The organism is Novosphingobium aureum (genome assembly GCF_015865035.1).
Taxonomy (GTDB): domain Bacteria; phylum Pseudomonadota; class Alphaproteobacteria; order Sphingomonadales; family Sphingomonadaceae; genus Novosphingobium; species Novosphingobium aureum.
In genome coordinates this window covers 2,366,440-2,380,198 of record NZ_JADZGI010000001.1, presented here as the reverse complement: position 1 = coordinate 2,380,198, position 13,759 = coordinate 2,366,440, and the positions used below count along the sequence as shown (strand labels likewise).

The 13,759-nt window shown below is 62.0% G+C and carries 15 protein-coding genes; 14 read left to right on the top strand and 1 reads right to left on the bottom strand.

The genetic code is table 11. The features are described 5' to 3' along the window. Positions 1-76: 76 nt before the first annotated feature. Complete coding sequence (locus I5E68_RS11115) at positions 77-1,270, bottom strand: acetyl-CoA C-acyltransferase (RefSeq protein ID WP_197163733.1); 1,194 nt, start codon at positions 1,268-1,270, stop codon at positions 77-79. Between the two features lie 532 nt (positions 1,271-1,802). Between I5E68_RS11115 and I5E68_RS11110 the strand changes: the two genes are divergently transcribed. Genes I5E68_RS11110 through nuoL form a run of 14 tightly spaced genes read left to right on the top strand, consistent with a single transcriptional unit; the run spans position 1,803 to position 13,759 of the window. Further along, complete coding sequence (locus tag I5E68_RS11110) at positions 1,803-2,177, top strand: NADH-quinone oxidoreductase subunit A (RefSeq protein WP_197163731.1); 375 nt, start codon at positions 1,803-1,805, stop codon at positions 2,175-2,177. Continuing rightward, positions 2,174-2,737 (top strand): NuoB/complex I 20 kDa subunit family protein, encoded by a 564-nt coding sequence (locus I5E68_RS11105; RefSeq protein ID WP_197163730.1) that lies wholly within the window; start codon positions 2,174-2,176, stop codon positions 2,735-2,737. Before I5E68_RS11110 ends, I5E68_RS11105 begins: the two co-directional genes overlap by 4 nt. 14 nt (positions 2,738-2,751) lie before the next feature. Then, positions 2,752-3,516: an NADH-quinone oxidoreductase subunit C gene (locus tag I5E68_RS11100; protein WP_197163729.1), complete on the top strand. Its 765-nt coding sequence runs from the start codon at positions 2,752-2,754 to the stop codon at positions 3,514-3,516. After that, positions 3,513-4,724, top strand: a complete 1,212-nt coding sequence (locus tag I5E68_RS11095) for an NADH-quinone oxidoreductase subunit D (RefSeq protein WP_197163728.1) — start codon at positions 3,513-3,515, stop codon at positions 4,722-4,724. Before I5E68_RS11100 ends, I5E68_RS11095 begins: the two co-directional genes overlap by 4 nt. Continuing rightward, positions 4,721-5,071 (top strand): nuclear transport factor 2 family protein, encoded by a 351-nt coding sequence (locus I5E68_RS11090; RefSeq protein WP_197163727.1) that lies wholly within the window; start codon positions 4,721-4,723, stop codon positions 5,069-5,071. The genes I5E68_RS11095 and I5E68_RS11090 overlap by 4 nt, the downstream gene beginning before the upstream one ends. Continuing rightward, positions 5,068-5,268, top strand: coding sequence for a hypothetical protein (locus I5E68_RS11085; protein WP_197163726.1), 201 nt, complete (start codon positions 5,068-5,070; stop codon positions 5,266-5,268). The genes I5E68_RS11090 and I5E68_RS11085 overlap by 4 nt, the downstream gene beginning before the upstream one ends. Further along, positions 5,261-5,929: a complex I 24 kDa subunit family protein gene (locus I5E68_RS11080; protein ID WP_197163725.1), complete on the top strand. Its 669-nt coding sequence runs from the start codon at positions 5,261-5,263 to the stop codon at positions 5,927-5,929. The genes I5E68_RS11085 and I5E68_RS11080 overlap by 8 nt, the downstream gene beginning before the upstream one ends. A 3-nt stretch (positions 5,930-5,932) precedes the next feature. Next, positions 5,933-7,234, top strand: coding sequence for an NADH-quinone oxidoreductase subunit NuoF (gene nuoF, locus I5E68_RS11075; RefSeq protein ID WP_197163724.1), 1,302 nt, complete (start codon positions 5,933-5,935; stop codon positions 7,232-7,234). Beyond that, complete coding sequence (gene nuoG, locus I5E68_RS11070) at positions 7,234-9,252, top strand: NADH-quinone oxidoreductase subunit NuoG (protein WP_197163723.1); 2,019 nt, start codon at positions 7,234-7,236, stop codon at positions 9,250-9,252. Before nuoF ends, nuoG begins: the two co-directional genes overlap by 1 nt. After that, a complete protein-coding gene (gene nuoH, locus I5E68_RS11065; protein WP_197163722.1) occupies positions 9,249-10,292 on the top strand; it encodes an NADH-quinone oxidoreductase subunit NuoH in 1,044 nt (347 codons plus the stop codon). The genes nuoG and nuoH overlap by 4 nt, the downstream gene beginning before the upstream one ends. Continuing rightward, positions 10,292-10,777, top strand: a complete 486-nt coding sequence (nuoI, locus tag I5E68_RS11060; RefSeq protein WP_197163721.1) for an NADH-quinone oxidoreductase subunit NuoI — start codon at positions 10,292-10,294, stop codon at positions 10,775-10,777. Before nuoH ends, nuoI begins: the two co-directional genes overlap by 1 nt. A 27-nt stretch (positions 10,778-10,804) precedes the next feature. Beyond that, entirely contained in the window at positions 10,805-11,422 is a 618-nt protein-coding gene (locus I5E68_RS11055) for an NADH-quinone oxidoreductase subunit J (protein WP_197163720.1), read from the top strand. Continuing rightward, complete coding sequence (gene nuoK, locus I5E68_RS11050) at positions 11,419-11,724, top strand: NADH-quinone oxidoreductase subunit NuoK (protein ID WP_197163719.1); 306 nt, start codon at positions 11,419-11,421, stop codon at positions 11,722-11,724. The genes I5E68_RS11055 and nuoK overlap by 4 nt, the downstream gene beginning before the upstream one ends. Before the next feature lie 4 nt (positions 11,725-11,728). Further along, positions 11,729-13,759, top strand: a complete 2,031-nt coding sequence (gene nuoL / locus I5E68_RS11045; protein ID WP_197163717.1) for an NADH-quinone oxidoreductase subunit L — start codon at positions 11,729-11,731, stop codon at positions 13,757-13,759.

Genomic DNA, 13,759 nt, shown 5'->3' with positions numbered 1-13,759 from the left:
AAAAAGAAACCCCCGCTGACAACAGCGGGGGTTTCTTTTTGTTACCTTGAGGGCTGGTGCCCAGGTCGGGGCGTACTCAGGCCATTTCGACCGCAATCGCAGTGGCTTCGCCGCCGCCGATGCACAGGCTGGCAATGCCCTTCTTGAGGCCCTTGGCCTTGAGTGCGTTGAGCAGCGTCACGATAATGCGCGTACCCGAGGCTCCGATCGGGTGGCCCAGTGCGGTCGCGCCGCCGTGGATATTGACCTTGTCATGGGTAATGCCGAGGTCCTTGATCGCGAACATGGCAACGCACGCGAAGGCTTCGTTGATCTCGAACAGGTCGACCTCGTCGAGCGACCAGCCGATCTTCTTTGCGAGCTTCTCGATGGCCCCAACGGGCGCTGTGGTGAACTGCGAGGGCTCCTGCGCGTGGGCCTCGACCCCGATGACGGTGGCGAGAGCGGTGTAACCCTTGGCATCGGCGACACTCTTGCGGGTAAGGACCATCGCGGCCGCGCCGTCCGAGATCGAACTCGAGGATGCTGCGGTGATCGTGCCGTCCTTGGCGAAGGCTGCGCGCAAGGTCGGAATCTTGTCGGGGCGACCCTTGGGCGGTTGTTCGTCGGTATCGACGACGAGTTCGCCCTTCCGGCTTTTCACGGTCACCGGCACGACCTCGTCGGCGAAGGCACCGGATTCGATCGCGGCATTGGCGCGGCGCAGTGACTCGATCGAATAGGCATCCTGCATCTCACGGGTCAGCTGGTATTCGTCGGCAGTGACCTGCGCGAAAGATCCCATGGCTGAGCCGTCATAGGCATCTTCGAGTCCGTCGAGGAACATGTGATCATAGAGGGTATCATGCCCGGCACGCGCGCCCGAACGGTGCTTCTTGGTGAGGTAAGGGGCATTGGTCATCGACTCCATGCCACCTGCAATGACGACGTCGATCGAGCCGGATGCGAGGGCCTCCGAGCCCATGATCACCGTCTGCATGCCCGAGCCGCATACCTTGTTGACAGTGGTCGCCTGGACGGATTTGGGCAGCCCGGCCTTGAGTGCGGCCTGGCGGGCAGGGGCCTGCCCTAGTCCGGCGGGCAGGACGCAGCCCATGTAGATGCGTTCGACATCATCGCCGGCAACGCCCGCCCTTTCCACCGCAGCCTTAACGGCGGTCGCTCCGAGTTCCGTTGCATCGACATCGGCAAAAGCGCCCTGAAGGCCGCCCATAGGGGTTCGCGCATAGGACAGGATTACAATCGGGTCGGAAGGCGAAATCTGGGACATGGCCAAGGCCTTTCTTTGCTGTTTCGTTGCTCACGGGGATAATGCTGCGCTGCGGTATTTGCAATGACATGCTCGGTCTGCCGACGCTGACCTCGTCCCGGTTTCCGGTGCTTATTGCTTCCCGTTATGGCGAAATGAAGTCCGTTGCGCCGATATCGCGCGTGCGCTTCGTGTTTCCCTTGTCATCCCTAGTCGTGGAAGCTGCGCGCTAAGTTGCTAATCACTATCATTAGCGTATGATCGTGATTGGGGCAGCGGATTTCGACTCGCCTCACGTCGTTCGCTGACGGTGGTTACCCAGCCGAGTGGAGGATCGAGGGAGCGTTCCCATAATGCGCTTGAATTTAATGCACCCGCGGGACTGTTGATCAGCGAAAATACGTAGTTTTGTTGCATTGCAAGGAAGATGGGCGGATTAATGCGTCCGGACACCTTGCGATGCCCGATGGGCTGGCCTAAGGACGCGCCCAACGACCGGACGCCGCTCGTGGCTAGAGTCCGGCAATCGTCCCCGGTAAGAGGCCAGAGACCATTGACTGATCTGTCGCAATATCTGCCGATTTTGATTTTCCTGGTGATCGCGATCGCCTTGTCCTCGGTGATCGTGTTCCTGCCTATGGCAGTGGCGCGCCTCACGGGAACGCATCGGCCTGACGCCGACAAGTTGAGCGAGTACGAGTGCGGCTTCCCCGCCTTCGAAGACCCGCGCAGCCAGTTCGACGTGCGCTTCTATCTCGTCGCGATCCTGTTCATCATCTTCGACCTCGAAGCTGCGTTCCTGTTTCCCTGGGCCGTGTCGCTCGACATGACCGGCTGGGCAGGCTGGACGACCATGATGGTATTCCTCGGCGAACTGGCCATCGGCCTCGCCTATGCATGGAAGAAGGGAGCTCTGGACTGGGAATGAGCACTCTCGTGAACTCCTCCGGCCAACCGCTTGCTCCGGCGCAGGGTACCTCGGTAACCGCTCCCGACCAAGCGTTCTTCAACGACCTCAATCAGGAAGTGTCCGACAAGGGCTTCCTCGTCACCTCGACCGAGGAACTGTTCCAGTGGGCCCGTACCGGCTCGCTGTGGTGGATGACCTTCGGTCTTGCGTGCTGCGCGGTCGAGATGATCCACGTGAACATGCCGCGTTACGACATGGAGCGCTTCGGCGCTGCGCCGCGCGCCTCGCCGCGCCAGTCGGACGTGATGATCGTCGCGGGCACGCTTTGCAACAAGATGGCTCCAGCGCTGCGCAAGGTCTATGACCAGATGTCGGAGCCCAAGTACGTCATCTCGATGGGCTCGTGCGCCAATGGTGGTGGCTATTACCACTACAGCTACAGCGTCGTGCGCGGCTGTGACCGCATCGTGCCGGTCGACATCTACGTTCCGGGCTGCCCTCCGACCGCGGAGGCGCTGCTCTATGGCGTGATGCAGCTGCAGCGCAAGATCCGCCGCGTCGGCACCGTCGAGCGTTGAGGAGCGAACAGACAATGACCGTTCTTCATTCCGCCCCGCGCTTCGCCACGAATGACGGTGTCATCGAGGCTGTGAACGCGACGCTCGGTTCGCGCCTTGTCGGCGCCGTCGATCAGCACGGCGAGATCGTCCTCACGGTTGCTCGTGACGAACTCGCGGAGGCCTTGCGTCTGCTGCGCGATGAGCACGAATACCAGCAGCTCATGGAAATCGCCGGTGTCGACTACCCGCAGCGCGCCGAGCGCTTCGAGGTTGTCTACATGCTGCTTTCGGTCACGCGTAACCATCGCCTGCTGGTGAAGGTGCACGCCGCCGAGAACACGCCGGTGCCGACCGTTACCACGCTGTGGCCCAACGCGGGCTGGCTCGAGCGCGAGGTCTTCGATCTCTACGGCGTGATCTTCGCAGGCAACAACGACCTGCGTCGCATTCTGACCGACTACGGCTTCGAGGGGCATCCGTTCCGCAAGGACTTTCCGCTCACGGGCTATGTCGAGCTGCGCTATTCCGAGGAAGACAAGCGCGTCGTCTACGAGCCGGTCAAGCTGGCTCAGGACTTCCGCAGCTTCGATTTCATGAGTCCCTGGGAAGGCGCCGAGTACGTGCTTCCCGGTGACGAGAAGGCTGACGCTCCGGCTGTGCCTCCGGTTGCCGAGAAGAAGACCACCGAGTCCGCCAAGGACACGGGGGCCGATGCCAAGGCGGATGCCAAGGCAGCCGACAAGGAGTCCGCGCCGGCACCTGCAACGGACGAAAAGGACAGGGGGGACAAGGCATGAGCCTCCAGCTCGAACAGTCGCCCACCACCGGCGACGACGTCATCACCAACTACACGATCAACTTCGGCCCGCAGCACCCTGCGGCCCACGGTGTGCTTCGCATGGTGATGGAACTCGATGGCGAAATCATCGAGCGCATCGATCCGCACGTCGGCCTGCTGCATCGCGGCACCGAGAAGCTGATCGAGAACAAGACCTACACGCAGGCGCTGCCTTACTTCGATCGCCTCGACTACTGCTCGCCGCTGGCGATGGAGTACAGCTACGTTCTGGCGATCGAGAAGTTGCTCAACCTCGAGGTTCCGCTTCGCGCCCAGTACCTTCGCGTGCTGTTCGCCGAGCTGACCCGCATCTGCAACCACATGCTCAACATCGGCAGCCACGTCATGGACGTGGGCGCGATGACGCCGAACCTGTGGCTGTTCGAGATCCGCGAGGACTGCCTCAATTTCTTCGAGCGCGCATCTGGCGCCCGCATGCACTCGGCCTGGTTCCGCCCCGGCGGCGTTCATCAGGATGTGCCGCTCAAGCTGCTGACCGATATCGCCGATTGGCTCGACACGCGTCTTCCGACGCTGTTTGAGGACGCGATGAGCCTCGTCGTCGACAACCGCATCTTCAAGCAGCGCAACGTCGACATCGCGGTTACCAGCAAGGAAGACTCGCTCGCCTGGGGTTTTTCCGGCCCGATGATCCGTGCTGCGGGCATTGCCTGGGACATCCGCAAGGCGCAGCCTTACGACGTCTACGACCGCATGGACTTCGAGATTCCGGTCGGTACCGCCTCGGATTGCTACGACCGGTTCATGGTCCGCGTCGAGGAAGTGCGTCAGTCGGCCAGGATCATGAAGCGGTGTCTGGCCGAAATGCCCGAAGGCCCTGTCATGACCGCCGACCGCAAGGTCGGTCCGCCCAAGCGCGCCGAGATGAAGAGCTCGATGGAATCGCTGATCCATCACTTCAAGCTCTACACCGAGGGCTATCATGTGCCCGCCGGTGAGGTCTACGTCGCGACCGAAAGCCCCAAGGGTGAGTTCGGCGTATATCTGGTGTCGGACGGTTCGAACAAGCCGTACCGCTGCAAGATCCGGCCGACCGCGTTTTCGCACCTTCAGGCGATGGACTTCATGTCCAAGGGCCACATGTTGCCTGACGCGACCGCCATCCTTGGCGCGATCGACGTCGTGTTCGGGGAGTGCGACCGGTGAGCAAGCTCGAAACTGCGAAGGCCATGATCGCGGCCTATAACGCACAAGATGTGGACACTTACGTCTCCTACATGACGGAAGGTGCCTGTGAGGCCAACTATCGCGGTGCAGTTGTGCGCGAAGGCAAGGAAGGAACGCGCAGCGGTCTTGCTGCCGCTTTCGCCAAATGGCCGCAGAACAATGCCGAGATCGTCCACGCGCAGGAAAGCGACAACTTCGTCGTTTTCCGCGAGCACGTCACGCGCGGTCCCGCTTCCGATGGCTCGGAGCTGGTCGAACCGTTCGACGTCATCGTGGTCTATAGCTTCGAGGGCGAGCTGTGCTCGCGGGTGGAGTTCATTCGATGAAGCTTGATACGGTCAAGATGATCCGCGTGTGGGCGGCCCTTACCGGGCTGTTCCTCGTTGGTCTGTACTTCGGGGTCCTGTCGATGGGCTACCAGCCTTCGCCGCTGGTGGCGATGCTGGCAACCGCGATCGGTGGCTTCGAGATTTTCTTTTTCGGCCAGGACGAATGGCTGAAGCGCAGGGGTAAGCATGGCTGACCGCTATATCGAACCCGACACGCCCGAACTGCGGGCTCGTTGGGGCAACTTCGCGTGGACCGCGCAGAACGCCGAAAAGGCGAAGGAAGTGCTTTCGCGCTATCCGGAAGGGCGTCAGCGCTCGGCCGTGATGCCGCTGCTCGATCTGGCCCAGCGTCAGGTCGGTGCGGAGGAGAACACGCAAGGCTGGCTTCCCATTCCGGTAATGGAATATGTGGCCGACTACCTCGACATGCCGATCATTCGCGTCGTCGAGGTCGCGACCTTCTACACGATGTACAACATCGCGCCGATCGGCCGGTTCCACGTGCAGGTCTGCGGTACGACGCCCTGCATGCTGCGCGGGTCGGATGACATCATCTCTGCATGCCAGAAGCGCGGGATGAAGAAGGGCCACACGACCGAGGACGGCCTCTGGTCGTTCACCGAGGTCGAGTGCATGGGCAATTGCGCCTCTGCGCCAATGGTTCAAATCAACGACGATAACTACGAGGACCTCACCCCGGAGCGCCTCGACAAGGTCCTCGATGCGCTGGCCGCTGGCGAGACGCCCAAGGCCGGCACGCAGGAGCCGGGTCGTCACACCGTCGAGCCTTCGGGCGGCGTTACTTCGCTCACCGCGATGGTCGGCGAGAACCACGATTACCGGGGGGAGTGGTAAGCCATGGCACTGCTCGACAAGGATCGCATCTTCACGAACCTCTACGGCTTCCAGCCGTGGAACCTGAAGGAAGCGCAGGCGCGCGGCGCCTGGGACAATACCAAGGACATCCTCGCCAAGGGCAAGGAATCCATCATCGAGGAAATGAAGGCTTCGGGTCTTCGCGGACGCGGTGGTGCGGGCTTCCCGACCGGCCTCAAGTGGTCGTTCATGCCCAAGGAGCCGCCCAAGGATGCGGCTGGTAACCCCAAGCCCAGCTTCCTGGTCATCAACGCCGACGAATCCGAGCCCGGTTCGTGCAAGGATCGCGAGATCATGCGCCACGATCCGCACCTCCTGTTCGAGGGGGCGCTGGTCGCCGGTTTCGCGATGGGCGCGCGGGCTGCCTACATCTACATCCGCGGTGAGTACATCCGTGAGGCCGAAGTCCTCTTCGCTGCGCGTGAAGAAGCTTACGCCGCTGGCCTGCTCGGCAAGAACGCCTGCGGCTCGGGCTACGACTTCGACGTCTTCGTCCACCGCGGCGCGGGCGCCTACATCTGCGGTGAAGAAACCGCGATGATCGAGAGCCTCGAGGGCAAGAAGGGCCAGCCGCGCCTCAAGCCCCCGTTCCCGGCAGGTGCTGGCCTCTACGGCTGCCCGACCACGGTGAACAACGTGGAATCGATCGCAGTTGCGCCGACGATCATGCGTCGCGGAGCCTCGTGGTTCTCCTCCTTCGGGCGCGAGAACAACAAGGGCACCAAGCTCTTCCAGATTTCGGGCCACGTCGAGAAGCCCTGCGTGGTCGAGGAAGAGATGTCGATCTCGTTCCGCGAACTGATCGAGAAGCACTGTGGTGGCATCACCGGTGGCTGGGACAACCTGCTTGCGGTGATCCCGGGTGGTTCTTCGGTTCCACTGGTTCCGGCTGCCGACATCATCGACTGCCCGATGGACTACGACGGGCTCAAGGCCGTCGGTTCGGGTCTTGGTACCGCGGCGATCATCGTCATGGACAAGTCGACCGACATCGTGCGCGCCATCAGCCGCATCTCGTACTTCTACAAGCACGAGAGCTGCGGCCAGTGCACGCCGTGCCGCGAAGGCACGGGCTGGATGTGGCGCGTCATGGAGCGTCTGCGGACCGGCGACGCCGCGCCCGAGGAAATCGACATGCTGTTCCAGGTGACCAAGCAGGTCGAGGGCCACACCATCTGTGCTCTTGGTGACGCTGCTGCGTGGCCGATCCAGGGCCTGATCCGTCACTTCCGCCCAGAGCTGGAACGCCGGATCGCCGAGAACATGCCGGAGGCTGCTGAGTAATGCCCAAGGTCAAAGTAGACGGCGTAGAACTCGAGGTTCCACAGGGCGCGACCGTCCTGCAGGCCTGCGAACTCGCCGGCAAGGAAATCCCGCGCTTTTGCTATCACGAGCGCCTGAGCATCGCCGGCAACTGCCGCATGTGCCTGGTCGAGGTGAAGCCCGGACCGCCCAAGCCGCAGGCATCCTGCGCGCTTCCCGCTGCCGAAGGCCAGGAGATCCGCACGGACTCCGAGATGGTCAAGAAGGCGCGCGAGGGCGTGATGGAGTTTCTCCTGATCAACCACCCGCTCGATTGCCCGATCTGCGACCAGGGCGGCGAGTGCGACCTGCAGGATCAGTCGATGGCCTATGGCCGCGGCGCGACACGGTACCACGAGCACAAGCGCGCGGTGACGGAGAAAAACATGGGTCCGCTCATCAAGACGCAGATGACGCGCTGCATCCACTGCACCCGCTGCGTGCGCTTCTCCGAGGAGATCGCGGGCGTCGACGAGATCGGCGCGCTCTATCGCGGCGAGAACATGCAGATCACGACCTATCTCGAGAAGGCTGCCAAGCACGAGATGTCGGCCAACGTGATCGACCTGTGCCCGGTCGGCGCGCTGACTTCGCGTCCTTACGCTTTCGAAGCGCGTCCCTGGGAGCTCAAGAAAACGCTCTCGATCGACGTCTCCGATGCGACCGGTGCGAACATCCGTATCGATAGTCGTGGCCGCGAAGTCCTTCGTGCGCTCCCGCGCATCAACGATGACGTCAACGAGGAATGGATTTCGGACAAGGCGCGCTATCAGGTCGATGGCCTGACCAAGCGCCGCCTCGACAAGCCCTTCCTGCGCAAGGACGGCAAGCTGGTTGCGGTGAGCTGGGCCGAGGCCTTCTCCGCGATTGCCTCGCTCAACCCGGGTAATTCGATCGCGGCAGTCGCAGGCGACCTCGTCGACTGCGAGACCATGTTCGCGACGAAGCAACTGCTCGGCGCACTCGGTTCGCAGCTCCTCGAAGGTCGTCAGACCGGGATGGATTACGATTGCTCGAGCCTCGCGGCGGTCAATTTCAACTCGACCTTCGCCGGCATCGAGACCGCAGATGCGATCCTGATCGTCGGCAGCCAGGTCCGCTGGGAAGCGCCGCTCGTGAACGTCCGTCTGCGCAAGGCGGTCAAGCGCGGTGCCAAGGTCTTCCTGATCGGGCCTGAGTGGGAAACCACGTTCGGGGGCGAGTTCATCGGCGACGACCTCTCGACCATCGGCAACCTCCCGCAGCATGTCTGGGATGCTCTGCAGGGTGCCAAGCGCCCGGCTGTCATCGTCGGCGGGGCAGGGCTGGGCCGCGGTGGCCTTGAGGCATCGCTCTCGGTCGCCAGCCAGCTCAACCTGGTGCGTACGCTCGAGGACGGCACTGCCTGGAACGGCTTCAACGTCCTGCACATGTCGGCAAGCCGCATGGGCGGTCTTATGCTGGGCTATGCGCAGAAGGGCGGCATTACCGACCTCGTTGAAGCAGCGCCCAAGGTCGTCCTTTCGCTCGGTGCCGACGAGGTGGACTATACGAAGTTCGCAGGCTCGATGGTGGTCTACATCGGCCATCACGGTGACAAGGGCGCACATGCGGCCGACGTCATCCTGCCGGCGGCTGCCTACACCGAGAAGAGCGGGACCTACGTCAACACCGAGGGCAGGGTGCAGTTCGCCGACAAGGCGGTCTTCGCGCCCGGTGATGCCCGTGAGGACTGGACGATCCTGCGCGCGATGGCGGATGCTTTCGGTGTGTCGGTCGGCTTCGACAGCTTCGATGAACTGCGCGCCGCAATGGTCGCTGCAGTTCCTGCACTTGGCATCGAGGGGCTTGCTGACTACGGAACGGCTCTGCCTGCCGGAGGCGGTTCCGCTAACGGCCAGATCGCCTATCCGATCAAGGACCTCTACATGACCAACCCGATCGCGCGTGCCAGCGCCGTGATGCAGGACTGCTCGGCTGAGCTGCTCCACGGGGAAGAGATCGCGGAGGCCGCGGAATGACCGCTTTCTTCCAGTCCCTCGGGATGTCTTACGAGTGGGCGTGGTTCGTTTCGACGATCTGCGGCATCCTGCTCATTGCCCTGCCGCTGATGCTGGCAGTCGCGATGATCATCTACGTCGACCGCAAGATCTGGGCGGCCATGGCGCTGCGTCGTGGTCCGAACGTCGTCGGTCCCTTCGGTCTGCTGCAGAGCTTCGCCGACGGACTGAAGGTCTTCCTTCAGGAAACGATCATTCCTTCGGCCGCGAACAAGGGCATCTTCCTGATCGCGCCTGTGGTGACCTTCACGGTGGCTCTGATGGCCTGGGCTGTGATCCCGTTCAATTCGGGTGCGATCCTGGCCGATATCAACCTTGGGCTACTCTACGTTCTGGCGATCAGTTCGCTCGGCGTCTACGGCACGATCATGGCTGGCTGGGCTTCGAATTCGAAGTACCCGTTCTTCTCGGCCATGCGCGCCTCGGCACAGATGATCTCGTATGAAGTCTCGATCGGCTTCATCCTGATCTGCGTGGTGCTCTGGGCCGGCTCGTTCAACATGAACGACATCGTGCACGCGCAGCAGGGCCACGTCTTAGGCATCTTCAACGGCTTCGTGTTCAACCCGCTGCTGTTCCCGATGTGGGTGATGTTCCTCATCTCCTCGCTCGCGGAAACCCAGCGCGCGCCGTTCGACCTGACCGAAGCGGAATCCGAGCTCGTTGCCGGTTACCAGACCGAATATTCGTCGATGGCTTTCGCCGCCTACTGGCTGGGTGAATATGCCAACGTGCTGCTGATGTGCGCGCTCAATGCGACGCTGTTCTTCGGTGGCTGGCTCCCGCCGCTCGACATTCCGGTCCTGTACCTTGTCCCGGGCTTCATCTGGTTCCTGCTCAAGGTCTTCTTCTTCTTCTTCGTCTTCTCCTGGGTGAAGGCGACCGTCCCGCGCTATCGCTACGACCAGCTGATGCGTCTTGGCTGGAAGGTCTTCCTGCCGACGTCGCTGCTCTTCGTGGTTGTCGTTTCGGGCTACCTGATGCTGACGAGGTATTCCTGATGAGCGTCGCTCAACTCGTAAAATCCTTCACACTCTACGAGTTCGTGAAGGCGCATGCCCTGACCTTGAAGTACTTCTTCAAGCCCAAGGCGACGATCAACTATCCCTATGAGAAGAATCCGCTATCGCCCCGCTTCCGCGGCGAGCACGCGCTTCGCCGTTATCCCAACGGCGAGGAGCGCTGCATCGCGTGCAAGTTGTGCGAGGCGATCTGCCCGGCACAGGCGATCACGATCGAGGCCGCGCCGCGTGCCGACGGCTCGCGCCGTACCACGCGCTACGACATCGACATGACGAAGTGCATCTACTGCGGCTTCTGCCAGGAAGCCTGCCCGGTGGACGCGATCGTTGAGGGGCCGAACTTCGAGTACGCGACCGAAACGCGCGAGGAACTGCTCTATGACAAGGCCAAGCTACTGGCAAACGGGGACAAGTGGGAGCGTGCTATCGCCGCGAACCTTGAAGCCGATGCGCCGTATCGCTAGGGGGCGCGCCCAAGGGGACAGGCTTTCATGATTCACGTTTTTGCCTTTTATCTCTTCGCGGTGATGACCGTGGCTTCTGGTGCGATCACGATTCTTTCGCGCAACCCGGTCCACTCGGTCCTCTGGCTGATCCTGGCGTTTTTCAACGCTGCTGGCCTGATGGTTCTCACCGGTGCAGAGTTCATCGCCCTGCTGCTCGTCATCGTTTACGTCGGTGCCGTCGCGGTCCTTTTCCTCTTTGTCGTCATGATGCTCGACATCGACTTCGCCGAACTGCGGGCGGGCTTCGTTCGCTATTTCCCGTTCGGTGCATTGGTCGCGCTGGTGTTGCTGGCCGAGATCGTCCTTGGTGTCGGCGCCTACCACGCAGGTGGCATCGAACTGGGTTCGCCCGACGGTTCGGCTGCGGCTCCTGCCGGTGCCAGCAACATCGAAGCCATCGGCGGGCTGCTCTACAGCCGCTACCTGTTCCTCTTCGAGGCTGCCGGTATCGTACTGCTCGTCTCCATGATCGGTGCGATCGTCCTGACCCATCGCCAGCGTGGCGGTGTACGTGGCCAGTCGATCTCCAAGCAGAACGCGCGCCGTCCGGAAGAGGCAACCGTCAACGTCAAGCCTGAAGTGGGCAAGGGGGTTACGCTGTGATCGGCGTCGAACACTATGTCGTGGTGAGCTCGATCCTTTTCGTGCTCGGCGTCCTCGGCATCTTCATCAACCGCAAGAATGTGATCGTCATCCTGATGTCGATCGAACTGATCCTGCTTGCGGTGAACATCAATCTCGTCGCGTTCAGCTCCTATCTCGGCGATCTGACTGGTCAGATCTTCGCGATGTTCGTGCTGACCGTGGCTGCCGGTGAAGCCGCCGTCGGTCTCGCGATCCTCGTTATCTACTTCCGTGGCCGCGGCTCCATCGCCGTCGACGACGTCAACCGGATGAAGGGATAAGGCCTTGCACCCGATCCTGATCATCGTATTCCTGCCGCTCCTGGCAGCGATCGTCACCGGCCTTGGCAACAAGGACCTTGGCGCCATGCCCGCCAAGGTCATCACGACCCTTGGTCTGTTCATCTCTGCCGCGCTGTCCTGGATGGTGTTCCTGCCTTATCTCGCAGGCACCGCAGAGGCCGAAGTCGTTCCGGTTCTCAAGTGGGTTGCCTCCGGTGCCTTCACTTTCGACTGGACGCTGCGCGTCGACACACTGACCGCCATCATGCTGGTCGTTGTGACTTCGGTTTCCTCGCTCGTGCACCTCTATTCGTGGGGGTACATGGACGACGAACCGGACAAGCCGCGCTTCTTCGCCTACCTGTCGCTCTTCACCTTCATGATGCTCATGCTGGTGACAGCAGACAACCTGGTCCAGATGTTCTTCGGTTGGGAAGGCGTGGGCCTCGCCTCTTACCTTCTCATCGGTTTCTACCTGCGCAAGCCTTCGGCAGGGGCCGCGGCGATCAAGGCCTTCGTGGTCAACCGCGTCGGTGATCTCGGCTTCATGATGGGTATCTTCGCGACGTTCCTGGTGTTCGGCACGGTCTCGATCCCGGCAATTCTCGAAGCGGTGCCCGGCATGGCCGGCTCGACCATCGGCTTCCTTGGCATGCGCCTCGACACGATGACCGTGATCACGCTGCTGCTGTTCGTGGGTGCCATGGGCAAGTCCGCTCAACTCGGACTGCACACCTGGCTTCCCGACGCAATGGAGGGCCCGACCCCGGTTTCGGCCCTGATCCACGCGGCGACCATGGTTACCGCCGGTGTCTTCATGTGCTGCCGCCTGTCGCCGATGTTCGCTGCCAGCGAGACGACAATGACGGTGATCACCTTCGTGGGTGCGGCCACCTGCTTCTTCGCGGCCACCGTTGGCTGCACACAGTGGGACATCAAGCGCGTGATCGCGTACTCGACCTGTTCGCAGCTCGGCTACATGTTCTTCGCGATCGGTGTCGGCGCTTTCGGCTCGGCCATGTTCCACCTGTTCACGCACGCCTTCTTCAAGGCCCTGCTGTTCCTCTGCGCCGGTTCGGTCATCCATGCGATGCACCACGAGCAGGACATGCGCTTCTACGGCGACTTGCGTAAGAAGATCCCGGTTACGTTCTGGGCGATGACGGCGGGCACGCTTGCTATCACGGGTGTCGGTCTTGAAGGCATCGGCTTTGCAGGCTTCTATTCGAAGGACTCGATCATCGAGGCTGCTTATGCGAGCGGTTCGTCGATGGGCCTGTTCGCCTACTGGATGGGTATCGCCGCTGCGCTGATGACGAGCTTCTACTCGTGGCGCCTGGTCTTCCTGACCTTCTTCGGCAAGCCGCGCTGGGCCGCTTCGGAGCACATCCAGCACGCCGTGCATGACGCGCACGGTCACGACGCACATGGCCACGACGACCATGCGCATCACGCTGATCACGGCGACGGCACGGGCGGGTATCACCCGCACGAAAGCCCGGCCGTGATGACCGTGCCACTGATTGTCCTGACGCTCGGTGCGATCTTCGCAGGTGCCGTGTTCCAGCACTATTTCGTCAGCGAAGGCACGGGCGAATTCTGGAAGGGTGGTCTCGTCTTCCACGAGCATCTGATCCACGCGATGCACGGCGTTCCCACTCTGGTGAAGTTCAGCCCGTTCATCGTCATGCTGATTGGCCTGGTCATCGCCTGGTACGGCTACATCAAGAATACCTCGTTCCCGTCCAAGGTCGTTCAGCAGATCGGCCCGGTCTACACCTTCGTGTACCGCAAGTGGATGTTCGACGAGCTCTACAACATCCTGTTCGTCAAGGGCGCTTTCGCCTTCGGCAAGGCCTTCTGGAAGGTCCTCGACATCGGGATTATCGACCGGTTCGGACCGGACGGCGCGGCCTGGGTCGTCGCCAAGGGTTCGACTTACGCGCAGAAGGTCCAGTCGGGCTACCTGTACAGCTACGCTCTTGTCATGCTGCTGGGCCTTGTCGGCGCCATCAGCTGGGTGATCGCGGGATAA

Bases quoted from the DNA above. Each gene is read 5' to 3' on its own strand.
- I5E68_RS11115 (WP_197163733.1), bottom strand. From the start codon at position 1,270: ATGTCCCAGATTTCGCCTTCCGACCCGATTGTAATCCTGTCCTATGCG.
- I5E68_RS11105 (WP_197163730.1), top strand. From the start codon at position 2,174: ATGAGCACTCTCGTGAACTCCTCCGGCCAACCGCTTGCTCCGGCGCAG.
- I5E68_RS11100 (WP_197163729.1), top strand. From the start codon at position 2,752: ATGACCGTTCTTCATTCCGCCCCGCGCTTCGCCACGAATGACGGTGTC.
- I5E68_RS11095 (WP_197163728.1), top strand. From the start codon at position 3,513: ATGAGCCTCCAGCTCGAACAGTCGCCCACCACCGGCGACGACGTCATC.
- I5E68_RS11085 (WP_197163726.1), top strand. From the start codon at position 5,068: ATGAAGCTTGATACGGTCAAGATGATCCGCGTGTGGGCGGCCCTTACC.
- I5E68_RS11080 (WP_197163725.1), top strand. From the start codon at position 5,261: ATGGCTGACCGCTATATCGAACCCGACACGCCCGAACTGCGGGCTCGT.
- nuoF (WP_197163724.1), top strand. From the start codon at position 5,933: ATGGCACTGCTCGACAAGGATCGCATCTTCACGAACCTCTACGGCTTC.
- nuoG (WP_197163723.1), top strand. From the start codon at position 7,234: ATGCCCAAGGTCAAAGTAGACGGCGTAGAACTCGAGGTTCCACAGGGC.
- nuoH (WP_197163722.1), top strand. From the start codon at position 9,249: ATGACCGCTTTCTTCCAGTCCCTCGGGATGTCTTACGAGTGGGCGTGG.
- nuoI (WP_197163721.1), top strand. From the start codon at position 10,292: ATGAGCGTCGCTCAACTCGTAAAATCCTTCACACTCTACGAGTTCGTG.
- I5E68_RS11055 (WP_197163720.1), top strand. From the start codon at position 10,805: ATGATTCACGTTTTTGCCTTTTATCTCTTCGCGGTGATGACCGTGGCT.